The sequence below is a fragment of the Streptomyces sp. CC228A genome, from assembly GCF_021390935.1.
Taxonomy (GTDB): Bacteria; Actinomycetota; Actinomycetes; order Streptomycetales; family Streptomycetaceae; genus Streptomyces.
Map to the genome: position 1 here is coordinate 810,068 of NZ_JAJPUI010000002.1, position 25,655 is coordinate 835,722.

A 25,655-nucleotide genomic window follows, 5' to 3' on the forward strand; every position below is an offset into this window, starting at 1 on the left:
GGTTGTCGCCCCGTGGGGGCTGCGACCCGGACGCGGCGCTGCGGGATCCCTTCGCGCTCATCCGGTGCCGACCGCACTCATTTGATCATCCGATGTCCTTGCGCATATGTCCAGAGGGCCTCTCACGTGAGCATCGCCACGTGCCGCCTCCCCTGCTACGGAGCCGTAGGTAGCATTTCGCCATGACTGCCGCTGCGCCCGACACCACCGCGCCCGACGCGCCCGACGACGCCGCCGCCCCCGCCTCCCTCGCAGAGGGGTCCCCGCACGGGGACTCACCGCTCCACCCCCTCAAGCCCCGGCTGCGCGGCTGGCTGCACGCCGGGATGTTCCCGGCGGTGCTCATAGCGGGCATCGTGCTCACCGCGCTGGCCGACTCGACCCGCGGCCGCATCGCCTGCGGGGTGTACGTGCTCACCGCGTGCCTGCTGTTCGGGGTGAGCGCGCTCTACCACCGGGGCGACTGGGGCCCGCGGGCCGCGGCGGTGCTGCGGCGGCTGGACCACGCCAATATCTTCCTCATCATCGCCGGGACGTATACCCCGCTGACGCTGCTGCTGCTCCCCGACTCCACCGCGCGGGTGCTGCTGTGGGCCGTCTGGGCCGCCGCGGCTGCGGGCATAGCGTTCCGGGTCTTCTGGGTCGGCGCGCCGCGCTGGCTGTACACCCCGTGCTACATCGCCATGGGCTGGGCCGCGGTGTTCTTCCTGCCGGACTTCCTGCGCACGGGCGGTATCGCCGTGCTGGTCCTGGTCGTCGTGGGCGGCCTGCTGTACAGCGCGGGCGGCGTCGTCTACGGCTTCAAGCGGCCGAACCCGTCACCCCGCTGGTTCGGGTTCCACGAGGTCTTCCACTCCTTCACCCTGGCCGCCTTCGTCGTGCACTACGTGGGCATCTCGCTGGTGGCGTACCAGCACGGGTGACCGCCGTGGACGGGGACGGCGCCGGGCGCCGGACGGACCCGCGAGGATCCGCCCGGCGCCCGGGAAGCGCCCCCGGATAGCCACCAGATGCACCGCGGATGCGCCACCAGATGCGCCGCGGATGCACCGCGGGGAGGCGCCAGGGGCCGCCTCCCCGCCGAGGGCTCAGCGGCGCCGCACGTCACCCGGCCCGCACGCCGTCCCGTCGCGGTCGCGGTCCAGCCGCAGCGGGTCCCGCCCGGTGTTGACTGCCAGCGGCCCGTACCCCTGCCCTTCCAGCCACGTGCACCGGTCCCGGGTCGTGGGCTTCACCGAAGCCGGGAACGCCGTCGGCACGCACACGTCCGCGCTGCCGTAGGCCCGCTCGCACCCCGACACCTTCGGACTGACCGGCACGGACCGCCGCTCGGGCTGCGGCGCCTTCGGGGCCGCCTCCAGCCCGTCCGCGAAGTCGTGGACGTGCGGGGCGGGCGCCGCGGCCCGCGTGCCCGCACCGACATGCACCCACTGCGCCACCGACGGCACCCCGTCCGCGTCGACGGTGAACAGCATGTACCAGCCGGGCGGCGCGATGTTCGGGTTGCTGGTGACGTTCAGGTCCACCGTCCTGCCGTCGTCCCGCACCGTCATCGGCAGGTCCACGAACCGCTGGTTGGGGTCGGACGAGTGGGTGACGGCCGCCGGCCGGATCAGCTCGGCCCGCACCACCGGCCGGTCCACCGTGATCCGCTGCGTGGAGCCGTACGCCCAGCGCTGCCGCGCCACCGACGTGATCTGCGGGCGCGGCCCCTTGAACAGGTACGGCGGGGTGTACACCGACACCTTGTCCGTGAACGAGCCGTCGCCGGGGTTGTCCCCGACGGCCATCACCCGCCCGTCGGGCAGCAGGAACGTCGACGAGTGGTAGCCGCGGGAGGCCGGGTCCGTGGCCATGCCGGCCTGCCACGTGTCGGTGACCGGGTCGAACATCGACGCCTCGTACACCGGGTCCGCCCGGTTGTGCAGCGCCCCGCCGGTCTCGAACACCCTGCCGTCGGGCAGCAGCACCGCGGAGACGTACATCTTGCCCTGCGCCCCGGTCTGCGGCACGGGCGCGGCGCCGCCCAGCGAGACGGTGCCCTGCGGCAGCAGGGGGCCCGGCGTGTACCGCGGGTTCGGCTGCTTGAGGTCGATGAGGTCGACGAGCCGGTTGGCGTCCGGGTTCGTCTCGATGTTGCCGCCGCCGATGGTGATGACCCGCTGGTCCTGCGCGGGCGGCAGCAGCACGCTCGCCGACTGGTCGCGCTCGTCCTTGTTCCGCAGGCCCGGCACGTCGGTGACGGTGTTCTTGTCGTAGTCGTAGACGGAGGCGCCGGTGCCGGGCGTGCCGTTGCCGAAGACGTGGCTGCCGGAGTAGAACAGCCGCCCGTCCTGCATGAGGATCATCGACGGGTAGAGGCCCCAGTACGTCCAGGTCTGGTTGACCTCGCCGAGCGGAAGCCACCTGCCGCGCGCCGCGGACCAGCGCTCGGCCGTGACCGATCCCGTGGAGTCCTCGCGGAGCCCGCCGAAGGAGATCACGTCACCGTTGCCGAGGATGGTCGCGGACGGGTACCAGTGCCCGTCGTTCATGTCGTTGGTGCGGGTGTACGTCTCGGTGTCCGGGTCGAAGAGGTACGAGTCCCTGTAGCCCTGGTAGCCGACCGTGCCGTCGGCGGAGGGATAGCCCTTGTTGCCGCCCATGATGAGGACCTTGCCGTCGGCGAGCTGCACATGGCCGGCGCAGAACAGGTCGATGGGCGTGTCGACCGTCGTGAACGAGCCGTCGGCCGGATCGTAGACGGCGGTCTCGAACGAGCCCGCCGCGAACCGCTCCGGGTCGTTGCCGGAACCGGCGACCATCAGCACCTTGCCGGTCCTCAGCACCACGGCGTGGACGGCCCGCACCGGGTTCTTGAACGGCATGACCTGCCAGGCTCCCTTGGTGCACGCGTCACCCGCCGTGCACACCTCGCCGGCCGCGGGGACGGTCGCGTCCTCCATCGCGTAGTCGTCGGTGACGAGGGTGCCGGTGCCGTAGAGGGAGAGGCCCCAGGCGATCTGGTCGGTGCCCGGCGGGACCACCGGGGTGCGGACCTCCGCACGCCGGTAGGCGGCGCTCGCCGGCGGGGTCATGACGTCCGTCCAGTACGTCCAGCCCTGCCGGGCGTCGCGGCGGAAGAGGGTGAGGGCGATGTCCGGGCTGGTCGACTTGTACCAGACGGACAGGTCGTACTGGTGGCCCGGCGCGACGTTGGGCGCGCAGGACGGCGTCTCGCGCATCATCGCCTTGTGGTCGCCGTCGACCCGCCGGGTCACGCTCAGCTCTATGGCCCGGTCGCCGCTGCGGGCGTCGTCGGTGACGCGGAAGGCGTGGTCGTTGTCCCCCCAGCCGTAGACGTCCCAGCAGTGCGGTGTGCCGTCGGGTCGCAGGGTTTCGAAGCCGGGGTTCACCAGGAGGTTCACCCCGGCTTCCGCGCGGTCGGCGGTGGACAGCGACAGGCCGCTGCCGGCCAGGGCGAGGAGCGCGGTGGCGGCGAGCGTGCGCCGCCACCGGCCTCCTCCGCGGTGCCGTGTCATGCGTCGTTCCCTTCTCCTCTTCCACGGGGTGTCCGTCGGTGGTGCGTCGGGCGGTGCGTCAGGAACCCCTCGGGCAGCTGCGTCGGGCCGTGCTTCGGGGGGCCCGCTCGCGGCCGCTGCGGGACCGGCGGGGGGACCGGCGGGGGGACCGGCGGGACCGGCGGGGGGACCGGTCACCGGCCGCCACCGTCACCGGTGCGGCGGACGGTGCGGATCTCCACGCGCTGCGGGCCCTCACCGAAGGTCGCGACGGGCTCCGAGTGCTCCAGGACGTCGGCGACGGTCGGCAGGTCCGGGGCGTCCCTGCGCACGGTCGGCGTGGACACGATGTGGTCCACGTCCCGCCACCCGCCGGGCAGGGTGGCCTTCACCGCCGGGTCCAGGTCGGCCTTGTAGAACCAGATGGCGCCGGTGCCGGGGGTGTAGCCGGAGTGGACGAGGTCCGTCCACAGCGCGTCGTCCACGAGGACCCGGGTGCGGGCCGGGTCGGTGACGTTCCCCGCGGACGGGTCCAGCCAGGCGGCCGCGGCCCGGAAGCGCGCGTTCGGGTCGGCGGTCATGGCCGTGCGGGTGCCGGCGTACCAGTGCGGGACGGTGTACGAGGCGCCGGCGGCGAGCAGCAGGCCGAAGGCCGCGGCGGCCAGGGCCCGCGGCATCGACCGCCTGAGCAGCCCGTGCACGGAGGCGGCGACGGCCGCCAGGCAGAGCGCCAGGAACGGCAGGGCCTGGATGATGTACATGTCGGGCAGGTAGCCGGACGTCCGGAACGCGGCCACGGAAGCCAGCAGGACCACCGCGAACGCGGGTCCCGCGGAGGCGCGGGCGGTCACCGACCACCGGTGCCCGGCCGCCAGCAGCACGGCCGCGGCGAGCCCGGCGGCGGGCAGCACGGTGTCGTAGTACAGCCACGAGTCGACGACCTTGTTCGCGTCGGAGCCGTCGACGAAGACGGAGCCGGAGCCGGGCCGGGACAGCTGGTAGACCACGCCCTCCCACAGCGACACATGCCCCCTGCCGGGCAGCAGCTCGCCGTTGAGCATCGCGTACAGCGGGTACAGCAGCCCGAGCAGCACGCACGAGGTGAGCGCCCCTGTCACGGCGAACTTCCGGGTGTCCCGGTGGCTGTGCCGCCACAGCGTGAACAGCACCGCGGGCAGCGCCAGCAGGATCGTCTCCTTCGACAGCACGGCGACGGCGGCGCACAGCCCGGCGGCGAAGTGGTGCCACAGGTGGCGGCTCGGCGAGGCGGCCAGCACGAACGCGGCGAGCACCCACGCCACGGCGATGTTGTCGAGGAAGATCTGGCGGTGCAGCTCGACGGAGAGCGGCGACAGGCCGAACAGGGCGACCGCGAGGGCCGCGGCCCACCGCGGCAGGGCCAGACGCCGCGCCAGCACGTACAGCAGGACCCCGGTGACGAGGGTGACGCACAGCATGACGGCCCGGACCGAGCCGACCGTCATCGACTCCGGCACGAGGAGCGCGGGCAGCCACGTCAGCAGGGCGATCTGGAGCCAGCCGAGGGGCGGGTGGTCGTACCAGTACTCGTAGTGGGCGAGGCCCTGCCCCTGCTGGATCGCCCACGCCTGGGAGAGGTAGGTGCCCTCGTCGTCGCTGAAGGTCGGGAAGCCGCCGATGTTGACGCCCTGGACGGCGGTGATCGCGGCGAGCAGGGCGAGGCACAGCCACTGGTCGGTCCGGGAGGCCCAGAAGCGGAAGGGCGGGGACGGCGGGAAGGGCGTGAAGGCGACGGTGCGGTGCCCGGGCCCGGACGCGGCGGGGTGCCGCGGGGGGTCCGTGGTGAGCGCGGACGTCATCGGGTGGTGTCCTCCCCCGCGAGGTGGGCGCCGACATGCCGGGTGAGCTCCCAGTCGCCGCGGCCGCGCTGCTCGCGCCAGACCGCGCGGACCGCGGCGCCCGCCAGCAGCACCTGGTAGAAGGGCCCGCCGAGGATGAGCTTCACGTAGTGGACGAAGCGCACCCGCAGGCCGTACTGGGCACCGAAGTCGTGCAGCCCGACGACCTCGAACACGAACGTGACCAGCGCGGTGAGCAGCGGCAGGAACGTGATGACGGCGATGCCGACGGGCACGTCGAGGAAGACGGCGACGGCGATGTTCACGGGGATCACGACCCCCGTGAACGCCTGCATGAACGGGGTCATGAGGGTGTGGCGGGCGAGCATCCGCTGCCCGAGGGTGGGCAGTCCGCGCCAGTCCTTCTTGCGGTAGACCTGGAGGAACCCCTGGTTCCAGCGGGTGCGCTGCTTCAGCAGCGCCATGAGGGTGCCGGGCGTCTCCTCGCGGGTGACCATGTCGGCGTCGTAGGCGACGACGACCCGCTTGCCGGCGGACGACAGGCGGACGCCCAGGTCGCAGTCCTCGGCCAGGCAGTCCTGGTCCCAGCCGGCGGCGGCGCGCAGCACGTCGGTGCGGACGAAGACGGTGTTGCCGCCCAGCGGGATGAAGCCCTTGGCGGCGTGCAGGTGGAGCCGGCTGCGGAACCAGAAGAAGTACTCCAGGCAGTTGCGCAACGCGTACCAGCTGGAGTGGAAGTTGATGAGCTGCACACCGCCCTGCACGACGTCGGCGCCCGTGGCGGTGAAGGCGTGGTCGACATGGGCGAGCAGGTCGGGGTGGACCTGGTCCTCGGCGTCGAAGACACCGACGACGTCGCCGCGGCAGTACGGCAGGGCGGTGTTGAGCGCCTTCGGCTTGTTCTTGGTGTCGTGGACGTCCACGACGACGCGTATGCGCCGCGGGTCGCGGGCCGCGGCCCGCTCGGCGACGGCGGCGGTCTCCGGGTCGTCGTGCCCGACGATCACGATGATCTCGAAGTGGTCGTGGCGGGACTCGCGGAGCCGTTCGATGGTGTGCTCCAGCACGAGCTGCTCGTGCCGGGCCGGCAGCAGCAGGGAGAACGACAGGCCCTCGGCGCCCTCCGGGCTCTCGAAGCGGGTGGCGGCGAGCGTCTCCGGCGTACGCCAGGCGTGCATCTGCCACCACAGGGTGAAAGCGGCCATCCAGAACAGGGCGATGGAGATGGCCGCGATGGACAACGACAGCAGCACGTGGCAGTCCCCCCTCGGCCGGCACGGCGGGGCGCGCACGCGGACAGCGCGCAGCCGGCGGCACGGACGGTCCTCACTCGGTCGGCGGGCGGTGGTGATGGCGGGCGCGTGGACGCAGGTCGGTGACGTGGACGCGGGTCGGTGACGGGAGCGGGCCGCGGCGGGATCCCGCGGCCGTCGCCGCCCGCCTCGACGGTCCGTGCGCGCCTCCCCAGCACGAACGGGCCCCTTCTCGCAGGACGAGGATAGGGGGACGAGATGCCCGAGAGTGACTGCCTTATCTACAATGCGTACTTACTGGTTCAGTCGGACAGTTTCCCCGAAAGTCGGGACGCGTCCGTGGTAGGGGCGTCGCACACGAAATGCCGGCAGACATACGCGGCGGGCCGCCCGTCGATCAGCCCCCGGTCCCTGAGCAGCGGGAACTCCCCACTGCCGGGCTCCCCTACGGCGACGACCGCGCCGGGCGCGGTGGCCAGCAGCGCGGCGCGGTGCAGCTCCCGCGTGGCACCGTCCTCCCGCCCCCCGACGACGGCGACCTCCCGCGGCCCGTCCAGCAGCGCCTCCGCGGTGGCGAGGCCCCACCCGATGAACCGGGGCGCGCGCGGCCCGAGCGCCTTGACGATGCCGAGCGCGCGCTCGGCCGCGCTCCTGTGCGCCTCCGATCCGGTGTGCGCGCCGTAGGTCAGGAGGGCCCCGGCGGCGGCCGTCCAGCCGGACGGCGCGGCGTTGTCGGTGGGGTCCTGCGGCCGCCGGATCAGCGGTTCGGCGTCGTGGGCGGTGTCGTACAGCGAACCGTCCTCGGCCCGGAACCGGTCGAGCACGAGGTCCAGCAGGAACCCGGCGAACTCCAGCCACACGCCCTCGCCGGTCACCGCGGCGAGCGCGAGGAAGCCCTCCGCCACGTCGCCGTAGTCCTCCAGCACCGCGGCGTGGGCACCGGCCCGCCCGTCCCTGGAGGTGCGGGCGAGCCGGGCGGATTCGTCGAGGTGGACCCGTACCAGCAGGTCGGCGGCCTCGGTGGCCCGCTCGACGAGGTCGGGCCGGTCGAAGTAGGCGCCGGTCTCCGCGAGCGCGGCGACGGCCAGACCGTTCCAGGCGGCCACGACCTTGTCGTCCCGCCCCGGGCGGGGCCGCTCCTCACGGGCCGCCAGCAGCCGCCGCCGGATGCCGTCGAGCCGCTCCGCGTCCGCGACGCCGACCCCCTGCGGCAGCTGCAGCACGGAGGCGCCCTGCTCGAACGTGCCGTCCTCGGTCACCGCGAAGAACGCGGCGGCGTAGCGGGCGTCCTCCTCCCCGAGGACCTCGCGGAGCTGCTCGGGCGTCCACACGTAGAAGGCGCCTTCGACGTGCCGGCCGGTGCCGTCGTCGGAGTCGGCGTCGAGCGCGGAGGCGAAGCCGCCCTCGGGCGTCCGCAGCTCGCGCACCATGAAGTCGGCGGTCTCCAGCGCCACCCGCCGGGCGAGCCCGCTGCCGGTGACCCGCCACAGGTGGGCGTAGACGCGGCACAGGAGCGCGTTGTCGTAGAGCATCTTCTCGAAGTGGGGCACGACCCACTCGCGGTCGACGGAGTAGCGCGCGAACCCGCCGCCGAGCTGGTCGTAGATACCGCCGCGCGCCATGGCCTCGCAGGTGTCTGCGGCCATCTGGAGGGCCCCTTCGGCACCGGTCCTGGCGTGGTGCCGCAGCAGGAACTCCACCACCATGGACGGGGGGAACTTCGGCGCCCCGCCGAACCCGCCGTACTTCTCGTCGTACTCCCGGGTCAGCCCCAGCAGCGCCTGCGCGAGCTCCGCCTCGCGCGGCACCCCGCCGGCGCCGCCGGCCGCCTCCAGGGCGAGGGACCTGCCGGACAGCTCCCGCACGATGTTCCCGGCGACCTCCCCGACCTCCTCGCGCCGGTCCCGCCAGGCGGCGGCCACCCCCTCCAGGACCTGCCGGAAGGACGGCATGCCGTGGCGGGGCACGGGCGGGAAGTAGGTACCGAAGTAGAAGGGCTCGGCCTCGGGCGTCAGGAACACGGTCATCGGCCACCCGCCCTGCCCCGTGGCGGCCTGCACGGCCTCCATGTACACGGCGTCCACGTCGGGCCGCTCCTCGCGGTCCACCTTGACGGACACGAAGTGCTCGTTGAGGTACGCGGCGGTGTCGTCGTCCTCGAAGGACTCGTGCGCCATGACGTGGCACCATCTGATGGGTCGTCAGAAGCTAACCAATGGCAGGATGCGTACCCTACCGAGAGGAGGATGGGTACGTCCCGCCTTGCTGCTTCTGACATCGCCTCCTCTCCCCACTCCCACCAGTCCACAGGATTGGTGGCGTGCTGCTGGAGATAAGGCGACTGGGCATGGACCAGTCGATTCACCATGCCCGCAGTATCCCAGCCGCGGGGACCGTCTCGCCGAACACGCCGGGCGAGTGCCCGCATGATTCGAAGTCAGCGGTGGGACCGACGGAACAGCAGGGTCGCCCCAGCTGCGGCGGTCAGGAGCACGGCGTCGGTGATGACCCAGGGGTTGGTGGGCCCCGAGCGGATCCAGCCCGCGATTCCGGCAACGAGCAGAACGGGGCCGACACAGCAGACGGCGAGGAGGGCGGCGAGGGCGATGGTCGAGGGTTCGTCGCCGTGTCGGCGGTGGGTGGGGTATGGCATGGCGGGCCTGCCGAGTGGGCTGTGGGCACTGGTCCGGGGTCGGGCGGTGTCAGAGCCCGACTTCCAGCGCTGGTGATCATTTCGAGGGTGATGGCGGTTCGCGCGGCGAGGGCGAGCATGGCGCGACAGCGCGTCCGCTCACACGGGCCGGTGCGGTCGTCGGTCGTTCGGCCCTTGCTTCGCGGCCTCGTCTGCGCGGCCGTCCTGGTCCGCGGAGTCGGCGGGTGGGCAGCAGGAGGCGTGGTGGTGCGTCCGGCGGCGGGCCACGAAAGCGGCTGTGCCGGCAGCGATTAGGACGGCGGTGGCGATCACCCAGGGGTTGCCCAGCCATGCTCCGAATCCGGCGAGCGCGCCGCTGACGATCAGGGCGGGACCTGCGCAGCACAGGACCATCAGGACGACCACGCCGATTCCGGCGCCGATGTGGCGGGGGCGGAGGCTGTCAGGATCGCGGGGCGAGGGGTCGGGGGCGGGCATGGCGGTAGTCCTTGATGTCAGGCCCGGGGCGGGATGCGGGGGCAGCAGTCGAGGGCGGTGGCGTTGTCGGTGGCCAGGGCGCGGGCGAGGACGACGAGGTCGGCGACGCGAGGGTCGCCGACGGAGTAGCGCAGCTTCTTGCCGTCGCGGCGCGCGGTGACGTAGCCGCAGTCGACGAGGCAGGTCAGGTGGACGGACACCCTCGGCTGGGAGATTCCGGCGTGTTCGACGCACTCGGCGGAGGTGCGCTCGCCGCGCAGGATGAACTCCAGCAGGCGCAGGCGGGTGGGGTCGGACAGGGCACGGAAGAACCGGGCCACGGTGTCGGTGTGCGTGCAGCCGTGGTCGGCCGACGCCACGGCGATGACGGTGAGGGTTGAGTCGGCCATCTTGGCGCACCTCCAGAGCTGCGACTATTCGCCTACCCGAATAATATGGTACATCATGGTATTCGGCAAAGCGCATAGGAGATGTTGGTGTCGGACCACCCGCTCCGGCGCCGCCGAAGGAGGTAGTGCCGTGACCGTGACGCGATCCGGATTCGACCTGGCAATCATCGGCTCGGGCTCGGCGGCGTTCGCCGCCGCCATCGCCGCCCGGTCCAAGGGCGCTTCGGTGGTGATGATCGAACGCGGCACCACCGGCGGGACGTGCGTGAACGTCGGCTGCGTGCCGTCCAAGGCGCTGCTGGCCGCCGCGGAGGCCCGCCACGGCGCGGCTGCCGCCGCCCGTTTCCCTGGCATCCAGGCGAGCGCCGGGCCGGTCGGCTTCCCTGCCTTGATCGCCGGCAAGGACGCGCTAGTGGACCGGCTGCGGGCGGAGAAGTACGCGAACCTGGCGGACGAGTACGGCTGGGAGATCGTGCGCGGCACCGCCGCGTTCACCGACGGCCCGGCGCTGGAGGTGGCCCGGAGCGAGGGCGGTACGCTGCGGATCGAGGCTGCGCACTACCTGATCGCCACCGGCTCCGCGCCCTGGGCACCGCCCGTCGACGGCCTGGAGCAGGCGGGCCACCTGACCTCGACCACCGCGATGGAGCTCGACCGGCTGCCGGAGTCGATGATCGTGGTCGGCGGCAACGCCGTCGGCCTGGAGCAGGCCCAGCTCTTCACCCGCCTCGGCATCCGCGTCACCCTCGTCGAGGCCCTGGACCGGCTCGCCCCCTTCGAGGAACCCGAAATCTCCGCCGCGCTCGAAGCCGCCCTCGCCGACGAGGGCATCACCATCCGGACGTACAACACCCTCACCGCCGTACGCCGCGACGACACGGGCTACCGCGTCCGCACCTCGGGCAGCGAACAGGAGCTGCGCGCCGAGAAGTTGCTCATCGCCACCGGCCGACGACCCGTCACCGCCGCTCTGAACCTGGACGCGGTCGGAGTGAAGACCGGCAGACGCGGCGAGGTCGTCGTGGACGAGCACCTGCGCACCACCAACGAGCGGATCTGGGCCGCCGGCGACGTCACCGGCCACCCGCAGTACGTCTACGTCGCCGCCGCCCACGGCACCCTGGCGGCCGACAACGCCCTCGACGGCGCGATGCGCACCCTCGACTACACCGCCCTGCCCCGGGTCACCTTCACCAGCCTCGCCATCGCGGCGGTGGGGATGACCGAGGCCCAGGCCGCGGAGGCGGGCATCGCCTGCGAGTGCCGCACCCTCGGCCTGGAGTACGTACCCCGGGCACTGGCCAACCGCGACACCCGCGGCCTGGTCAAGCTCAACGCCGACGCCTCCACCGGCCGCCTGCTCGGCGCCCACGTCCTGGCCGACAGCGCGGGCGAGATCATCACCGCCGCCACGTACGCCATCTCCGCCGGTATGACGGTCGACCAGCTGGCCCACACCTGGCACCCGTACCTGACCATGGCCGAAGCCCTCAAACTCACCGCCCAGACCTTCACGAGCGACGTGGCCAAGCTCTCCTGCTGCGCGGGCTGAGAAACCGAGCACACCCTGGACGGGCAGCGGACGTGGCCGATTTCCGCGGGGAGAAACTCTCCCGCCGTGCCGGCGTGGGTGTGAAGGCGTGAGCAGGCGCTCGCCACTTCGTCAGCGAGGTCGATAGTCGAACTGGCATCCCGGGGATTTCGGTGGGGGCCCGGCGGGGGCTTGGGTCGACCACTCCGGTTAGCGGAGTGCCCTCATCGGACAGCTCGCCCCCGAGACGAGAGAAGCCCGGCGGTCAGCCCGGGGCCTCTCGTCTCGGGGACCGGTTTCAGTGGCTGATGAGTTCTCCGGTGAGCTTGCCGTGGAGGTCGGCACTGGGATTGTTGAGGCCGGTGATCTCGATGCTCTTGCCGCGCTGCCTGTACTTGGTCTCGATGGCGTCGAGGGCGGCGACGGAGGAGGCGTCCCAGATGTGGGCGGCGGACAGGTCGATGACCACCAGGTCGGGGTCGTTCGCGTAGTCGAACTGGCCGACGAGGTCGTTGCTGGAGGCGAAGAACAGCTCGCCGGTCACTGAGTAGACGACACTGCCCCCGTCGGGGTCGGTGACGGCGGTGACGTTCGCGAGGTGGGCGACGCGCTTGGCGAAGATGACCATCGCGGTGATCGAGCCGACGACGACGCCGATGGCGAGGTTGTCGGTGGCGACCACGCAGATCACGGTGATGGCCATGACGGCGATCTCACCCGTCGGCATGCGCTTCAGGGTCTTGGGGGCGATGGAGTGCCAGTCGAAGGTCGCGAAGGACACCATGACCATGACGGCGACCAGGGCGGCCATCGGGATGTCGGAGACGAGCGGCCCGAAGACGATGCACAGCACCATCAGGAACGCGCCGGCCAGGAAGGTGGACAGGCGGGTGCGGGCGCCGGAGACCTTCACATTGATCATGGTCTGGCCAATCATCGCGCAGCCGCCCATGCCGCCGAAGAAGCCGGTGACGATGTTCGCGACGCCCTGGCCGATCGACTCGCGGGTCTTGTTCGAGAGGGTGTCGGTGATGTCGTCGACGAGCTTGGCGGTCATCAGCGACTCCATCAGCCCGACCAGCGCCATGGCGAGCGCGTAGGGGGCGATGGTCGTCAGCGTGTCGAGGGTGAACGGCACGTCCGGCAGGCCCGGCACCGGCAGAGAGGACGGCAGATCGCCCTTGTCGCCGACGGTCGGCACCGCGATCCCGGCGGCGACGGTGACGACGGTGAGGATCACGATGGACACCAGCGGCGCGGGGACCACGGTGGTGACCTTGGGGAAGAACACCATCAGCGCCAGACCGACGGCGATCAGCGGATACACCGGCCACGGCATGTGCGTCATCTCGGGGACCTGGGCCATGAAGATCAGGATGGCCAGGGCGTTGACGAAGCCGACCATCACCGAGCGCGGCACGAACCGCATCAGCTTCGCGACACCGAGCGCCCCGAGCGCGACCTGGATGACACCGGCCAGGATGACGGCGGCGATGAGGTAGCCCAGCCCGTGCTCACGGTTGAGCGGGGCGACGACCAGGGCGATGGCGCCGGTGGCGGCGGAGATCATCGCCGCCCGGCCGCCGACCACCGAGATAACCACGGCCATGGTGAAGGAAGCGAACAGGCCCACCGCGGGGTCAACACCGGCGATGATCGAGAACGAGATCGCCTCGGGGATCAGAGCCAGCGCGACCACCAGGCCGGCCAGCACCTCGGTACGCCAGACCTTGGGGTTGTTCAGCCAGCCCGGACGCAGGGCCCGCAGCCGCGCGGCGGGAGAGGCAACGGAAGAGGACAAGATGAGGAACCTGTCGTGCTCGGGCACACTCCGCTCGGCAAGCCGGGGCGCGCGGGAGGACGCGAAGGGGCCGGGACGGCACCCCGCGAACGGCCCGCCGAAAGGGCAGGCCGGGAAGTCGAAGAACGGGACAGAGCACAGGGCCGCGCGACGGCGCGGCCGGGTCACGTCCGGGAGCGAAGCGTCACGGCAGGCAGACGGCAGCGGTGGGCGTCATAGGCTCGCGCACGCTCTCTCCTGCAAGAATCGGATCTTCGCGGGGGCGCCATCGGCCCCGACACAGCACCAGCGGGGCAGCACGCGGGCCGCCCCCACCACCAGAAACTCTACCCTAACGTTAGAGTAGAGATCGGCGGGCGATGAATCGGACGCAGCCCGCCACGACGAGACGGACCAGGGGCACGGGCGTGGACGACAAGCACATGCAGATCGGCGAGGTCGCCACGCGGACCGAGCTGTCCCTGCGCACCATCCGGCACTACGAGGAGGCCGGCCTGGTCGTCCCCTCCGCCCGCTCACAGGGCGGCTTCCGCCTCTACACCGAGACCGACGTACAGCGGCTCATGGTCATCCGCCGGATGAAGCCGCTCGGCTTCACCCTGGACCAGATGCGCGACCTGCTGGATGCCACCGACCGCCTCGACGCCGACGGCGACCTCGACGCAGACGAGCGCGATGCCCTACTGGACCGCGTACGCGAGTACGAGCGTGCCGCCACCGAGCAGGTCGACAAGCTCCGCGTCCAGCTGTCCCGCGCCGAGGACTTCGCCGCCACCCTGGGCGCCCGCCTGGAACAGAACATCCCCGCCGCACGCCCCTGAGCTGTCCCCCAAGTCCGGCGGCGGATCGCCCGTCAGTCGATCTCGAAGAGCGGCCCGGTGATCGTCAGGCCCAGGTCGTTGCCCGCGTACGAGATCAGGGCGAGAAGCATCAGGGCCGCGCCTGCCAGGGCCAGGTCCTTCTGGAAATGGACCATCTCCATCTGCCGGGCCTGCGCGTCGCCCTCCTTCCAGAACCCGTGCATCAGTACCGCGGTCGAGACCAGGAAGACGACCAGCAGCAGCGCGCCCAGGTCGGCCCAGATGCCGAGCAGGACGCTCAGCCCGCCGACGAGGATCAGCAGGCCGCTGCCGATCGTGGCAGGCACAGCGGCGGGCACCCCTCTGGACGCGGCGTACCCGGCCATCGCCTTGGTCCGGGTGAGGTGGCCAGCGGCCGAGGCGAGGAAGAGCACCGCGAAGAGAATGCGGCCGATGAGTACCAGGACGTCCATGACGACCTCCAGGCGGGAATGCTGTTGAAGCGCAAACCAACTTGCTTCAAGCGTAGTTGCCCATGGCCGCCGAAGCCGCAGCTCAGCCAGCCGCTCCGCAGGACAGCAGAAGGCGGCGGATCGGGACCGGTGCGACACGGGAGGGTGGTCCGTGGAGTGTGAGCGGCGTCACCGTCGGCGGCGGATCGGCCGATCTACCGTCCTGGCATGGACTCCTGTGGCCTGCCCGAAGGTGGAAGATCATGATCCGTGCAGTGTGGAACGGCGTAGTACTCGCGGAAGCCGAGCACACCCGCGTGGTCGAGGGCAATCACTACTTCCCGCCCGAGTCGCTGCGCCGCGAGTACTTCGCCGAGAGCCGGACGAGGTCGCTGTGCTTCTGGAAGGGCGTCGCCCACTACTACAGCCTGCAAGTCGACGGGCTGACCAATCCGGATGCCGCCTGGTACTACCCGAAGCCCAGCCCGCTCGTCCGGAAGATCAAGGACCATGTGGCGTTCTGGCAGGGAGTCGTGATCGAAGACGTACCCGAACCCGCGAAGGACGGCACCAACACCCCCACTCCAAGACGGGGGCACCCCGGTCATCATCGGCGCAGGAAGTGACGCAGGGCCACGACGCCCTGCATCGCGGCGGCCGGGCGCAGCAGTGCGGGGCGGGGCCGCTCTGGCATCCGGCCGCGGCCGATCGCGAGCGCGGTGACGGTGGCGACGGGCGCCGCCCAGGCGGCGATCGCCGCCACCCGGACCCTACGGCTCGGCTCGTGGCGCAGGGTGAGCCAGGTCCAGAACGCGGCGTCGGCGAAGGAGTCGGCGTAGTCACCGAACGGGGAGACGGTGCCCTGGCTGCGGGCCAGACGCCCGTCCGCCTGATCCAGGGCGATCGCCAGCAGGCCCGACCAGCGGCTCGACCCGACGGCCGTGGCGGGGAGGTTGGCGCGGATCAGCGTGAGCACGTCGGCCGGTGCGAGCCGGTCACGGTGCTCCAGCAGGCCCAGATGGAGCACACCGAGGGCCCAGCTGGCCGTCACCCATCCCCGCCCCGGGCGCTGCTGCCCGGCGCGTGCGAGCAGCAGGCAGTGCAGGGCGGTGACCTGTGCGAGTGCCCGGGGTCGCCGAGCTGCCTGCCGCGCGGACCGGTCGGCCGCCTGCCACAGGAAGCGGGAGACGGCACGCGGTCTCCAGCCCTCCTGTCTCAGTGTTCCCAGCAGGGCATCGGTCGCGGCGCGGCTGTCGGTGAGATCGGATACGGGCACGTGCCGGCCGCCTCCTCTCTTCAGGCAGGGGATCTGCTGGCCTCACGGTAGAGGGCCGACCCGTGGCCTGAAGGTGAGCGCGCTCACCGATCTGCGGGCCCGTCGGCCGTAGCGTCGTTCCCGGCGCGAGGCCGGAGCAGGGAGAAAGGGGCCGGTTATGGCGTGGCTGGCGAAGCTGGTGGGTGTGGCGGCAGTGGGCGGCGGTGCTGCGGCCGGGTATCTGGGCCTGGTCACCGGAGCACTTCCGCTGGACGTGGGCGTCGGCCGGCGGACCCGCCCGCTCGGGCCGCAGTCGGTCGACATCCAGGCCCCTCGGGAGGTCGTCTTCGACGTGATCGCCCAGCCGTACCTCGGGCGGGCGACCCGGGCGATGCGGGAGAAAGTGCGAGTGCTTGAGCGCGGCGGCGACCTGGTGCTCGCCGCGCACTCCACCCCGGTGGCCAGCGGGCGGCTGAAGGCCGTCACGGTGGAGACGGTCCGGTTCACCCGGCCCTCTCGGGTGGACTTCCGGCTGGTGCGCGGCCCGGTGCCCCATGTCAGGGAGTCCTTCGTTCTGTCCGCGCACGAGACGGGCACGCGGCTCGTGTACGAGGGGGAGCTGGGCACGGACCTGTGGGCGCTCGGGCAGCGCTGGGGCCAGGTGGTGGCCGTGCGCTGGGAGGAAACGGTCGCTTCCTCGCTCGACTCGGTCAAGAAGGAGGCGGAGCGACGCGCCGCCCTGGTGTGAACCCGGGCCCGCCTCCGCCGACCGTACCGGGAGGAGGAAATCCGCCATCTCGTCGCCGTGTTCGTTCAGCTCTCAGCTGTGCGACTTTCCCCACTCGACCGGCCATCGGCCCTGCCGAGCCGGGACGTGCCCCACACCAGCGTTCCGGTGAGCATCAGCAGCGTGAGCGGGTAGAAAACAGGCCGCAGGGGGATCAGCACGGGCAGCAGGGCCGCGGCGGTACCGGTACCGAGGACGAGCAGGAACGTCGGTACGCAGCAGGCGAACCCGAGCAGGAACGCCGGGAGCACGCCAAGCAGCCGCGCGTACCGGGTGCGACGGCACGAGGCCGCTTGGCGCGCCGCGAGTCCGGCGACCGCGACATTGCACCCCACCAGGGCGGCGACAACCGCGCCGAGCAGCAGGTTGACGGGGCTGAGGAAGAGCGCGACGTGGTCGGTGGGGTGCCAGGCCAGGACCGGCTCGAACAGGTACGGGGCGCGGGCCTGGAACAGCTGTCCGGGAGCGGACCGGAAGACGGGGGCGCCGGTGAACCGGCCGGAGGCCGACACCGCGAGATCACCGATGGAGAACAGGTACGCGACCAGCACGAGGGCGGCGGCGACCAGCCCGGTCCGCCGGTGGCGCCGTACGGCGAGGGCGGCACGCACCCGCCCGGGCGTGGCCGCGATCGCGGCCACGGCGGCGTCCCAGGCGTCGCCCGTCTTGGCGAGTACGGTCAGCGGCCCGCTCATGTCCGCACCTGGCCGTTGGGGTAGAACGCGTACCAGGCGAACCACATCGAGTCGAGGAAGTCCGCCGGCTCCCACCCCTCCCCCACCTGCTGGACGACGTGGGCGGTGCCGAGCCGGTCGTCCCAGCGGGCCTCCACCCGCGTGCCCGCGACATCGGCGCGCACGGTCCTGGCCGTGCGGACGAGGTCCTTGTCGATGGCGAGGCGCTCCTTGCCGACCCGGACGCCGATGACGACGTCCTTGTCGGCGAGCTGGCCACTGGTGGCCAGGACGGGGAAGATCGGCCCGCCCTTGGCGTAGTAGCCGCTGCGGTCGGGATAGGAGTCGTAGGAGCCGTACGGGTCACTGCCGTAACTGCGCAGCGCGCCGGTGTCGGTGGACAGCACCTCGGTGTCGGGGTGCGCGGCCCGCCACTGCTGCCAGGTGGTCCACACCAGGGGGACGGTGTCCAGCTTCGTTCCCTTGAGCGGGCCGTCGACGGCGGCACCGAGCAGCTGGGGCCACTGGGAGCCGGTCTGCCGGTCGTACATCAGCAGGTTGGAGTTGACCAGCTTGCCCGTGGTGCCGAACGTCAGGTCCTGGACGCCAGGCGGGGCGGCGAACCCGATGACCGTGCCCGTCAGGGGGCAGTAGGTGACCGCGAGCGGCTCGCCGCCGACGGTGTCGTTGACGATCTCGTGCCACACCAGCACCAGCTGCGGATACGCCCGCACCTCGCCCCGATGTTCAAGACCGAACACCGGATCGTCGTCGGAGAGGAAGCCGGCCTCGCTCGCCGGGACGAACCGGGGCTTGTCGACGGAGGGGATGCCGTCCTTGCCCGGCCCGCCGGACACCGCCGAGTCGGCCAGCGCCTCCAGCGAGGGATCCTGGCCCACCTGCACCGCCGTCACCGGATCGGAGGGGCGATCCGAGAGGGCCTGCCAGCCGATCACACCCCCGCCTACGAGCAGGACCGTGACCGCACCGATCACTCCCGCGCCCTTGAGTGCCTGCCTTCTCGTCGGGCGGGGGGACTGCTGACCGTTCACCTGGCACCTCCCGAAACGGCTCGGGACACCGGCTCGCGTGGCGGCGGACACCGCCTCGCACTACCGATCGTGCCGCGTACCCGACGGCGGTTCGGTGAGCGCGCTTACAGTTCTTGCCCTTGGCGGGGGCCTACGTTCGGCTCATGGTGCTGCGGATCGTGCTCGGTGCGGTGTACACGGCGATGGCGGTCGGCCAGCTCGCCTCCTTCGGGCACATGCCCGGGATTCTGGCCGCGTACGGGCTGGTGGACGGCGGTGCCGCGACCGCGCTGGCCGTGGCGCTGATCGCGGGCGAGCTGGTGTGCGGGATCTGGTTCCTGGCCCGCCCACGTTCGAAGGCGCTGGCCCCGGTGTGGGTGTACACGGCGGTATCGGTGGTGTGGTCACTGCTGGCCGTGCAGGCATACGCACGCGGCCTCACCGTGGCCAACTGCGGCTGCTTCGGGATCTACCTGTCCCAGCGGCTGAGCTGGTTCGTCCTCGCCCAGGACGCCCTGACTCTCTTCTACGCCGGGCTGCTGCTGCACGGGGCACGCAGCCGCCCCGCTGCCGAGCCGGAGGACTACCGCTCGTCCCCCACCCCACCAGCCGATGCGGCTGGCCGGGGCAGGCCGGATCGCCCGGACGCGGAAGACGCCCCACACGTCCATGACATCCAGTGACCGACGGAACCGCCGTTCACCCCGACCGCCACCGCAGGAGGCGGCACCGCCCACGCCGGGCGTGCAAGCCCGGCCGCCACGTGACTGGAGGAGCACCCGATGACCCAAGCATCCGCGCCGCGACGCAAGGTCGACCGGGACGAGGTGTTCGTGGAGTTCACCAAGTCCATCTGCCCGATGTGCAAGACGCCCATCGACGCCCAGGTCAACATCCGCGACAACAAGGTCTACCTGCGTAAACGCTGCCGCGAACACGGCGAGTTCGAGGCGCTGACGTACGGGGACGCCGAGGAGTACCTGGCCTCGGCGCGGTTCAACAAGCCCGGCACCATTCCCCTGGCGTTCCAGACCGAGGTACGGGACGGCTGCCCGCTCGACTGCGGACTGTGCCCCGAACACAAGCAGCACGCCTGCCTGGGAATCATCGAGGTCAACACCGGCTGCAACCTGGACTGCCCGATCTGCTTCGCCGACTCCGGCCACCACAGCGACGGCTACTCCATCACCCACGAGCAGTGCGCGACCATGCTCGACGCCTTCGTCGCCTCCGAGGGGGAGGCGGAGGTGGTGATGTTCTCTGGCGGCGAGCCGACCATCCACAAGCACATCCTCGACTTCATCGACCTCGCCCAGGACCGCCCGATCCGCAACGTCAACCTCAACACCAACGGCATCCGCCTCGCCACCGACAAGACCTTCGTCGCCGAACTCGGCAAGCGCAACCAGGTCCCCGGCAGGTCGGTCAACATCTACCTCCAGTTCGACGGCTTCGAGGAGCGCACCCACCTGGAGATCCGCGGCCGCGACCTGCGGACGTTCAAGCAGCGGGCGCTGGACAACTGCGCCGAGGCCGGGCTCACCGTCACCCTGGTCGCCGCCGTCGAACGCCGCCTGAACGAGCACGAGCTCGGGGCGATCATCGAGTACGGCATCGACCACCCCGCCGTCCGCTCGGTCGTCTTCCAGCCGGTCACCCACTCCGGCCGCCACGTCGCCTTCGACCCGCTGAACCGCCTCACCAACCCCGACGTCATCAGGCTGATCAACGAACAGCGGCCGAACTGGTTCCAGAAGGGCGACTTCTTCCCCGTCCCCTGCTGCTTCCCCACCTGCCGCTCCATCACCTACCTCCTCGTCGACGGCGAGCCCGGCAACCGCACCGTAGTCCCCATCCCGCGGCTCCTCCAGGTCGAGGACTACCTCGACTACGTCACCAACCGCGTCATGCCCGACACCGCCATCCGCGAGGCACTGGAGAAACTCTGGTCCGCCTCGGCGTTCATGGGCACCGCCACCACCGAGGAGCAACTCCGCGCCACCGCCGAGGCGCTGGACTGCGCCGACGCCTGCGGCATCGACCTGCCGGAGGCGATCAAGGGGTTGAACGACAAGGCGTTCATGATCGTCGTCCAGGACTTCCAGGACCCCTACACCCTCAACGTCAAGCAGCTCATGAAGTGCTGCGTCGAGGAGATCACCCCCGACGGGCGGCTCATCCCGTTCTGCGCGTACAACTCCGTCGGCTACCGCGAACAGGTCCGCGCCCAGATGTCCAGCGTCCCCGTCGCCGACGTCGTGCCCAACGCCCTGCCGCTCGCCGACCGGCTCACGACCACGCCGTACGGTTCCAAAACCGCCCGCGCCACCGCGCAGGAGGACCCGCGATGACGCAGCCAGATGCCGATCCGTCCGGCGACGAGCTGAAGGCGTGCTGCGCCGCCGCGTACTCCTCCGACATCGTCACCCTGCTCCTCGGCGACTCCTACCACCCCGGCGGCACCGCCCTCACCAGACGCCTTGCCGACGGCCTCGCCCTGCCGCAGGACGGCCGTGTCCTCGATGTGGCCTCCGGGCGCGGCACCACCGCCCTGCTCCTCGCCGACGCCTACCACGTGCGGGTGGACGCGGTGGACTACTCCCGGGCCAACACCGCCCTCGCCCAAGGCGCGGCCCAGGCCGCCGGACTCGCCGACCGCACAGCCTTCGCCACCGGCGACGCCGAGCAACTCCCCTACCCGGACGGTCTCTTCGACGCGGTGGTGTGCGAGTGCGCCCTGTGCACCTTCCCCGACAAGGAACGAGCCGCAGCCGAGTTCGCCCGCGTGCTCAAACCCGGCGGCCGACTGGGCATCACCGATGTCACCGCCGTCCCCGACCGCCTCCCACCGCAGCTGACATCCCTCGCCGCCCGGATCGCCTGCATCGCCGACGCCCGACCCCTCGACGAGTACGCCCGACTCCTGGCCTCAGCGGGGCTGCGCACCGTCCGAACCGAACGCCACGACGCGGCCATGACCCGGATGATCGACCAGATCGAGGCGAGACTGAACCTGCTACGCGTCACCGCCGCACCCCGGCTGACCGACGCCGGCGTGGACCTCGACGCCGCCCCGGCCGTCCTGGAAGCGGCTCGCGCAGCCGTCGCGGACGGCACCCTCGGCTACGCCCTGCTGATCGCCGAGAAATCCCCCTGATCGCCTTCGGCCCTACCGGCCCGTACGTAAGCGCCCTCACATACCCGCCCGGGTCATTGGTCCTAGCGTCAGAACGAAAACAAGATCCCTCAGCAGGAGAGGGCTCCCCTCATGACAATCACCAAGCAGATCTCGGAGAGAACCGCCGTCATCCCCCTCCACCACGCGGTGTGGGGTGCGGCGGCCGGCCTGGTCGGCGGCGTCGGGATGGGTATATGGATGTCCGTGTCCACGCCGATGCCGGACACGTCGATGATCACCATGGTCGCCGGCCTCCTCGGCTCCACCAATGCCTTCGCGGGCTGGCTGATCCACCTGGCCATCGCCACCTTCGCCGGCACCGGCTTCGGCGTGGTGCTGGGGCCCTACGCCCAGCGCACCGCGCCCGCCGTCGCCCTCGGCCTCGCCTACGGCGCGGTGTGGTGGACGGTCGGCGCCCTGTGGATCATGCCCGCCAACATGGGCATGCCGGTCTTCGAATGGAACGACGTCACCAGCTCCAGCCTCGGCGCCCACCTCGTCTTCGGGCTGCTCGCCGGCCTGGCCTTCGCCTCCATCGCGCAGGCGATGGGCAAGCGAACGGGCCCGAACAGGCGATGACGCCACGACCGCCCGAACAGACCGGCGGCCCCGATACGCCGCCGCAGGGCACTGCCCTGCGCGGCAACGTCCCGACCGGCGCTGTGATGTCCTACTGTCTGGCCGAAGGCGCCGACGCGCTGGCCAGCCCGGCATGGGGCGCCGCGCCCCCACCCTGGGCACCCGGACGACGCGAGGAGACACACCACATGACCGACACCGGTCCGGACACCGAACGGACCTGGTGCCTGGCCGAGGTCGACATCTTCCGCGACCTGTCCGCACAGGAAATGGAGGCCATCGCCGCCGCCGCGCCGATGAAGACCTACTCGGCCGGGGAAATGCTGTACGCCCCGACTCAGCCCTGCGAGGTGCTGTTCATCCTCAAGAAGGGACGGGTGCGGATCTTCCGCGTCTCCGCCGACGGCCGCGCCCTGACCACCGCGATCATCACCCCAGGCACCATCTTCGGCGAGATGGTGCTCCTCGGGCAGCGCATGTACGACAACTACGCCGAAGCCCTCGACGACGCGACGGTGTGCGTCATGAGCCGCACCGACGTGCACCGCTTCCTGCTGGCCGACGCCCGTATCTCCGCCCGCATCACCGCGATCCTCGGCCGACGCCTCGCCGACCTCGAACAACGGCTCTCCGACAGCGTCTTCAAGTCCGTCGCCCAGCGCATCGCCACGACACTGCTCACTCTGACCACCGCCCAACCCCCGGCCGGACCGCTGCGGCCCGTCGCCCGCCACCCACAGATCGCCCTCACCCACGAACAGCTCGCCGCCCTCGCCGGCACCTCCCGCGAGACCTGCACCAAGGTCCTGCGCGCCCTGGCCGACCGCGGCCTGATCCGCCTCGCACGCGGACGCATCACCGTCCTGGACGCGGCCCGTCTGGAAGACGAAGCCGGATAGCCAAGCCACGCCCAGTCAGCCGGGGCAGGCCGTCCCGGTGGCACGGCGAGTACCACCGGGACGGACAACACCGGCATCGCAGAACCACGACGCCAACGGGTCGGTTCTACTCCGGCTTCTTCACCATGGTCTTGCCGCAGCAGCACGTCGGGCTCTGCTGGCCAGTGCACGTGGCTGGAGCCGCCTTGGTCACGGTCAGCTCGCACCCGCAGGCCGCATCCGGGCAGCGGTAGACCTCGCCCTCACGGAACGGCATGGTGATCACCTCTCTCACAGCGCCCTCATCCGTACACCCCCGACGCTAGAACCCGGCCCCGGGGTGAAGGTCAAGAATGGAGGCGAGGAGGCACGAGCATGGCGCTACCAGGATTCACGATCGGGCAAGCCGCGAAGGCCGCCGGGGTCACGCGCAAGGCGGTGCGGGTGTACGAGGCCAGGAGCCTGCTGCCCGCCGCCGAGCGGACCACGGCCGGCTACCGGCTCTACGACCAGCGCCACGTCGAACTGCTGACCTTCATCCGCAGAGCCCGCGCCCTGGGCCTGCGCCTGGACGACATCCGCGACATCCTCGCCGCCCGCGACGGCGGCACCTCACCGTGCGCCGCCGTGCGCAGTCTGCTCGACGACCGGATCGCCGAGCTCGACACCACCGTCGCCGAGCTGCTCGCTCTGCGCCAGACGCTCATCGAAACCCGGCAACGAGCCGACGACCGCACCGGCGACGAATCCACCGGCGTCTGCGGGATCATCGAGGACGCGTAGCCCCGGCTTCGCTACGTCACGGGTGCCCTGCCGCGGGGGCGGTGGGTCGGTCGGTGCGAGGTGCACGGGAACCCACGCCGACTGTGCCTGACGAGGCTGCGGCCAGGCGCAGGGCGCCGAGTGTCAGGCAACCGGCCAGCCGAGTACCGCGGCGCCGATGCCCGCTGCTCCGGCGGCAAGGAGTGCGCTGACGACGCCCCGGCGGGCGGCGAGGTGCCAGAGGGCGGCTGCGGCGAGAACCGCGTACTGCCATCAGCAGGAGTGTTGCAGGGCGAGTGCGAGGGGGATGGCGAAACCGGTGATCGCGCCGATGACGGCCGGTCCGGCTCCGGTGAGGAACGCCTGCACCCCGGCGTTGGCGCGCAGGGCGTCGAAGCGGGGGCCTCCGAGGATGACGAACAGGAACGAGGGGGCGAACGCGACGGCGGCGGCGAGCAGTCCGCCGGGGATTCCGGCCGCGGCGTAGCCGACGACGGCGACGGTCTGGACGACGGGGCCGGGGGTGATCTGGCCGAGTGCGACCGCGTTGAGGAACTGGCTGTCGGCCATCCAGTGGTATGTGTGGACGGCGTCGGCCTGCATCAGTGGGATGATGACGAACCCGCCGCTGTACGACAGCGCACCGACCTTGAATGCCACCCACGCCAGTGCCAGCAGGCCGGTGGCTGCGGGCGCGGCCGTCGCGAGCGGCAGCGGCCACATCGAGTGGCGCCTGGGGACCTTGGCGCTCTCGCGGGTGCGGATGGCGACCTCCAGGAGCCCACAGGCGATGAGGATCAGGACCATCCACGGACCGACGAGCACTGCCGCCGTGCCTCCTGCCAGGAAGTAGCCGGCCCAACGGGCTCGTGCGGCCCGGGTGGTGCCGGCGCGTTTCCAGCTCGCGGGTATCAGCGCCGTCGCCGCTTGGACGGCGACCGCCGCGACCGCGGCCCCGGCACCCGCTGCGGCGCCGAGCACCCACAAGGGTGGGCTGCCGGCCAGGAACAGCGCGGCCAGGGCGAGGATCATGACCAGGCCGGGCACGATGAACGCGGCTCCGCCGAGCAGCGCTCCGGGGATGCCGCGCAGCCGCCAGGCGGTGAAGATCGCCAACTGGGTCGAGGCCGGTCCGGGCAGAAGGTTCGTGGCCGCGATGCCGTCCTCGAACTCCGCTGCCGTGATCCACCCCCGCCGCTCCACGCACAACTGCCGTAGCAGAGCGATGTGGGTGGGTGGACCACCGAACCCGATCGAGCCGATCCGGCCCCACTCCCGGACGATCGTCCCCAGCCCGACCCGCTGCCCAGCGGGCTCGTCCGTTCCGCCCACCGGGGCTCCATTCATGTGTCGGTCTGCCGGTTCGCGCCGCGACCCTACCCACCCGAGGCGGACCCGGCGTGGCCGGGGCCGCCTACGGCAGGTGCTCGGCGAGGTCGGCCCAGAGCGCGGCCTTGGGCTTGGCGCCGGTGATGGTGTGGACAATCTGTCCGCTCTTGAAGAGGTGCAGGGTGGGCAGGGACAGCACCCCGTACTTGAGGGTGGTCTCCGGGTTGGCGTCGGCGTCGAGCTTCGCGATGGTGATCTTGTCGGCGTTCTCGGTGGCGATCTGGTCGAGGACGGGGGCGATCTGGCGGCAGGGTCCGCACCAGGCGGCCCAGAAGTCGACCAGGACGGGCTTGTCGCTGGCGAGGACGGTTTGGGCAAAGGTCTCGTCGGTGACGGTGATGGTGGTGCCGGCCATAAGTGGCTCCGGTGTCGAGGCGTCCCCGGGCACGGATGCGCCCGGGGACGACGGGGAAGCGGATAGGGGTGTC

General features: G+C 71.4%; 25 protein-coding genes and 1 pseudogene. 11 read left to right on the forward strand and 15 right to left on the reverse strand.

Annotated features, from left to right (window positions below):
- Positions 1 to 182 precede the first annotated feature (182 nt).
- On the forward strand, positions 183 to 923 hold the full coding sequence (locus L6E17_RS08950; protein WP_236240206.1) for a hemolysin III family protein: 741 nt from the start codon (positions 183 to 185) through the stop codon (positions 921 to 923).
- Between the two features lie 165 nt (positions 924 to 1,088).
- On the opposite strand, the gene L6E17_RS08955 is transcribed toward L6E17_RS08950, so the two are convergent.
- From L6E17_RS08955 to L6E17_RS08985, 7 genes and pseudogenes are all read right to left on the reverse strand, one after another.
- Positions 1,089 to 3,521: a galactose oxidase-like domain-containing protein gene (locus L6E17_RS08955; RefSeq protein WP_236240207.1), complete on the reverse strand. Its 2,433-nt coding sequence runs from the start codon at positions 3,519 to 3,521 to the stop codon at positions 1,089 to 1,091.
- A gap of 173 nt (positions 3,522 to 3,694) precedes the next feature.
- The gene (locus tag L6E17_RS08960; protein ID WP_236240208.1) at positions 3,695 to 5,338 is read right to left on the reverse strand and encodes a glycosyltransferase family 39 protein; all 1,644 of its coding nucleotides are present in this window, start codon (positions 5,336 to 5,338) and stop codon (positions 3,695 to 3,697) included.
- A complete protein-coding gene (locus tag L6E17_RS08965; protein ID WP_268985021.1) occupies positions 5,335 to 6,543 on the reverse strand; it encodes a glycosyltransferase in 1,209 nt (402 codons plus the stop codon). The genes L6E17_RS08960 and L6E17_RS08965 overlap by 4 nt, the downstream gene beginning before the upstream one ends.
- A gap of 350 nt (positions 6,544 to 6,893) precedes the next feature.
- Positions 6,894 to 8,959, reverse strand: a pseudogene (locus L6E17_RS08970) (thioredoxin domain-containing protein).
- Positions 8,960 to 9,028: 69 nt separating this feature from the next.
- Positions 9,029 to 9,244 carry a hypothetical protein gene (locus L6E17_RS08975; protein WP_236240210.1) on the reverse strand — a complete coding sequence of 72 codons (216 nt, stop codon included), beginning with the start codon at positions 9,242 to 9,244 and terminating at the stop codon, positions 9,029 to 9,031.
- 138 nt (positions 9,245 to 9,382) lie between these two features.
- Complete coding sequence (locus L6E17_RS08980; protein WP_236240211.1) at positions 9,383 to 9,721, reverse strand: phage holin family protein; 339 nt, start codon at positions 9,719 to 9,721, stop codon at positions 9,383 to 9,385.
- A gap of 17 nt (positions 9,722 to 9,738) precedes the next feature.
- On the reverse strand, positions 9,739 to 10,110 hold the full coding sequence (locus L6E17_RS08985; protein WP_236240212.1) for a helix-turn-helix transcriptional regulator: 372 nt from the start codon (positions 10,108 to 10,110) through the stop codon (positions 9,739 to 9,741).
- Positions 10,111 to 10,240: 130 nt separating this feature from the next.
- Between L6E17_RS08985 and merA the strand changes: the two genes are divergently transcribed.
- Positions 10,241 to 11,662, forward strand: coding sequence for a mercury(II) reductase (gene merA, locus L6E17_RS08990; RefSeq protein ID WP_236240213.1), 1,422 nt, complete (start codon positions 10,241 to 10,243; stop codon positions 11,660 to 11,662).
- 277 nt (positions 11,663 to 11,939) lie between these two features.
- Here merA and L6E17_RS08995 read toward each other — a convergent pair whose 3' ends face one another.
- Positions 11,940 to 13,442, reverse strand: a complete 1,503-nt coding sequence (locus L6E17_RS08995; RefSeq protein WP_236240214.1) for a SulP family inorganic anion transporter — start codon at positions 13,440 to 13,442, stop codon at positions 11,940 to 11,942.
- Between the two features lie 407 nt (positions 13,443 to 13,849).
- Between L6E17_RS08995 and L6E17_RS09000 the strand changes: the two genes are divergently transcribed.
- Positions 13,850 to 14,263, forward strand: coding sequence for a MerR family transcriptional regulator (locus L6E17_RS09000; protein ID WP_236240215.1), 414 nt, complete (start codon positions 13,850 to 13,852; stop codon positions 14,261 to 14,263).
- 32 nt (positions 14,264 to 14,295) lie between these two features.
- Here L6E17_RS09000 and L6E17_RS09005 read toward each other — a convergent pair whose 3' ends face one another.
- A complete protein-coding gene (locus L6E17_RS09005) occupies positions 14,296 to 14,715 on the reverse strand; it encodes a DoxX family protein (protein WP_236240216.1) in 420 nt (139 codons plus the stop codon).
- A gap of 242 nt (positions 14,716 to 14,957) precedes the next feature.
- Between L6E17_RS09005 and L6E17_RS09010 the strand changes: the two genes are divergently transcribed.
- Positions 14,958 to 15,320 carry a DUF427 domain-containing protein gene (locus tag L6E17_RS09010; protein ID WP_236240217.1) on the forward strand — a complete coding sequence of 121 codons (363 nt, stop codon included), beginning with the start codon at positions 14,958 to 14,960 and terminating at the stop codon, positions 15,318 to 15,320.
- On the opposite strand, the gene L6E17_RS09015 is transcribed toward L6E17_RS09010, so the two are convergent.
- Entirely contained in the window at positions 15,302 to 15,970 is a 669-nt protein-coding gene (locus L6E17_RS09015; RefSeq protein WP_236240218.1) for a CDP-alcohol phosphatidyltransferase family protein, read from the reverse strand. The two genes, L6E17_RS09010 and L6E17_RS09015, sit on opposite strands and share 19 nt — an antisense overlap.
- A 157-nt stretch (positions 15,971 to 16,127) precedes the next feature.
- On the opposite strand from L6E17_RS09015, the gene L6E17_RS09020 reads away from it, so the two are divergent.
- Positions 16,128 to 16,697, forward strand: coding sequence for an SRPBCC family protein (locus L6E17_RS09020; RefSeq protein ID WP_236240219.1), 570 nt, complete (start codon positions 16,128 to 16,130; stop codon positions 16,695 to 16,697).
- Between the two features lie 65 nt (positions 16,698 to 16,762).
- Here L6E17_RS09020 and L6E17_RS09025 read toward each other — a convergent pair whose 3' ends face one another.
- Both L6E17_RS09025 and L6E17_RS09030 read right to left on the reverse strand, forming a co-directional pair.
- Positions 16,763 to 17,431, reverse strand: a complete 669-nt coding sequence (locus L6E17_RS09025) for a hypothetical protein (protein ID WP_236240220.1) — start codon at positions 17,429 to 17,431, stop codon at positions 16,763 to 16,765.
- Positions 17,428 to 18,405, reverse strand: a complete 978-nt coding sequence (locus L6E17_RS09030; protein ID WP_236240221.1) for a DUF3179 domain-containing protein — start codon at positions 18,403 to 18,405, stop codon at positions 17,428 to 17,430. The genes L6E17_RS09025 and L6E17_RS09030 overlap by 4 nt, the downstream gene beginning before the upstream one ends.
- A gap of 200 nt (positions 18,406 to 18,605) precedes the next feature.
- Between L6E17_RS09030 and L6E17_RS09035 the strand changes: the two genes are divergently transcribed.
- From L6E17_RS09035 to L6E17_RS09055, 5 genes are all read left to right on the forward strand, one after another.
- Positions 18,606 to 19,124 (forward strand): MauE/DoxX family redox-associated membrane protein, encoded by a 519-nt coding sequence (locus L6E17_RS09035; protein ID WP_236240222.1) that lies wholly within the window; start codon positions 18,606 to 18,608, stop codon positions 19,122 to 19,124.
- 99 nt (positions 19,125 to 19,223) lie between these two features.
- Positions 19,224 to 20,792 (forward strand): radical SAM protein, encoded by a 1,569-nt coding sequence (locus tag L6E17_RS09040; RefSeq protein WP_236240223.1) that lies wholly within the window; start codon positions 19,224 to 19,226, stop codon positions 20,790 to 20,792.
- Positions 20,789 to 21,598 (forward strand): class I SAM-dependent methyltransferase, encoded by an 810-nt coding sequence (locus L6E17_RS09045; RefSeq protein WP_236240224.1) that lies wholly within the window; start codon positions 20,789 to 20,791, stop codon positions 21,596 to 21,598. Before L6E17_RS09040 ends, L6E17_RS09045 begins: the two co-directional genes overlap by 4 nt.
- A 111-nt stretch (positions 21,599 to 21,709) precedes the next feature.
- On the forward strand, positions 21,710 to 22,198 hold the full coding sequence (locus L6E17_RS09050) for a hypothetical protein (protein WP_236240225.1): 489 nt from the start codon (positions 21,710 to 21,712) through the stop codon (positions 22,196 to 22,198).
- Between the two features lie 188 nt (positions 22,199 to 22,386).
- Entirely contained in the window at positions 22,387 to 23,097 is a 711-nt protein-coding gene (locus tag L6E17_RS09055) for a Crp/Fnr family transcriptional regulator (RefSeq protein WP_236240226.1), read from the forward strand.
- A gap of 106 nt (positions 23,098 to 23,203) precedes the next feature.
- Here the strand turns inward: L6E17_RS09055 and L6E17_RS09060 are convergent, their stop codons facing one another.
- Positions 23,204 to 23,371, reverse strand: a complete 168-nt coding sequence (locus L6E17_RS09060) for a hypothetical protein (RefSeq protein ID WP_236240227.1) — start codon at positions 23,369 to 23,371, stop codon at positions 23,204 to 23,206.
- Between the two features lie 80 nt (positions 23,372 to 23,451).
- Between L6E17_RS09060 and L6E17_RS09065 the strand changes: the two genes are divergently transcribed.
- Positions 23,452 to 23,859, forward strand: a complete 408-nt coding sequence (locus L6E17_RS09065; RefSeq protein WP_236240228.1) for a MerR family DNA-binding protein — start codon at positions 23,452 to 23,454, stop codon at positions 23,857 to 23,859.
- 252 nt (positions 23,860 to 24,111) lie between these two features.
- Here L6E17_RS09065 and chrA read toward each other — a convergent pair whose 3' ends face one another.
- Positions 24,112 to 25,170: a chromate efflux transporter gene (gene chrA / locus L6E17_RS09070; RefSeq protein ID WP_236240229.1), complete on the reverse strand. Its 1,059-nt coding sequence runs from the start codon at positions 25,168 to 25,170 to the stop codon at positions 24,112 to 24,114.
- Between the two features lie 82 nt (positions 25,171 to 25,252).
- Positions 25,253 to 25,582: a thioredoxin gene (gene trxA, locus L6E17_RS09075; RefSeq protein ID WP_236240230.1), complete on the reverse strand. Its 330-nt coding sequence runs from the start codon at positions 25,580 to 25,582 to the stop codon at positions 25,253 to 25,255.
- Between the last annotated feature and the right edge of the window lie 73 nt (positions 25,583 to 25,655).

Excerpts from the sequence above, each read along its gene's own strand:
- L6E17_RS08950 (WP_236240206.1), top strand. The coding sequence starts at position 183 with ATGACTGCCGCTGCGCCCGACACCACCGCGCCCGACGCGCCCGACGAC.
- L6E17_RS08955 (WP_236240207.1), bottom strand. The coding sequence starts at position 3,521 with ATGACACGGCACCGCGGAGGAGGCCGGTGGCGGCGCACGCTCGCCGCC.
- L6E17_RS08960 (WP_236240208.1), bottom strand. The coding sequence starts at position 5,338 with ATGACGTCCGCGCTCACCACGGACCCCCCGCGGCACCCCGCCGCGTCC.
- L6E17_RS08965 (WP_268985021.1), bottom strand. The coding sequence starts at position 6,543 with ATGGCCGCTTTCACCCTGTGGTGGCAGATGCACGCCTGGCGTACGCCG.
- L6E17_RS08975 (WP_236240210.1), bottom strand. The coding sequence starts at position 9,244 with ATGCCATACCCCACCCACCGCCGACACGGCGACGAACCCTCGACCATC.
- L6E17_RS08980 (WP_236240211.1), bottom strand. The coding sequence starts at position 9,721 with ATGCCCGCCCCCGACCCCTCGCCCCGCGATCCTGACAGCCTCCGCCCC.
- L6E17_RS08985 (WP_236240212.1), bottom strand. The coding sequence starts at position 10,110 with ATGGCCGACTCAACCCTCACCGTCATCGCCGTGGCGTCGGCCGACCAC.
- L6E17_RS09005 (WP_236240216.1), bottom strand. The coding sequence starts at position 14,715 with ATGGACGTCCTGGTACTCATCGGCCGCATTCTCTTCGCGGTGCTCTTC.
- L6E17_RS09010 (WP_236240217.1), top strand. The coding sequence starts at position 14,958 with ATGATCCGTGCAGTGTGGAACGGCGTAGTACTCGCGGAAGCCGAGCAC.
- L6E17_RS09020 (WP_236240219.1), top strand. The coding sequence starts at position 16,128 with ATGGCGTGGCTGGCGAAGCTGGTGGGTGTGGCGGCAGTGGGCGGCGGT.
- L6E17_RS09025 (WP_236240220.1), bottom strand. The coding sequence starts at position 17,431 with ATGAGCGGGCCGCTGACCGTACTCGCCAAGACGGGCGACGCCTGGGAC.
- L6E17_RS09035 (WP_236240222.1), top strand. The coding sequence starts at position 18,606 with ATGGTGCTGCGGATCGTGCTCGGTGCGGTGTACACGGCGATGGCGGTC.
- L6E17_RS09040 (WP_236240223.1), top strand. The coding sequence starts at position 19,224 with ATGACCCAAGCATCCGCGCCGCGACGCAAGGTCGACCGGGACGAGGTG.
- L6E17_RS09045 (WP_236240224.1), top strand. The coding sequence starts at position 20,789 with ATGACGCAGCCAGATGCCGATCCGTCCGGCGACGAGCTGAAGGCGTGC.
- L6E17_RS09050 (WP_236240225.1), top strand. The coding sequence starts at position 21,710 with ATGACAATCACCAAGCAGATCTCGGAGAGAACCGCCGTCATCCCCCTC.
- L6E17_RS09055 (WP_236240226.1), top strand. The coding sequence starts at position 22,387 with ATGACCGACACCGGTCCGGACACCGAACGGACCTGGTGCCTGGCCGAG.
- L6E17_RS09065 (WP_236240228.1), top strand. The coding sequence starts at position 23,452 with ATGGCGCTACCAGGATTCACGATCGGGCAAGCCGCGAAGGCCGCCGGG.
- trxA (WP_236240230.1), bottom strand. The coding sequence starts at position 25,582 with ATGGCCGGCACCACCATCACCGTCACCGACGAGACCTTTGCCCAAACC.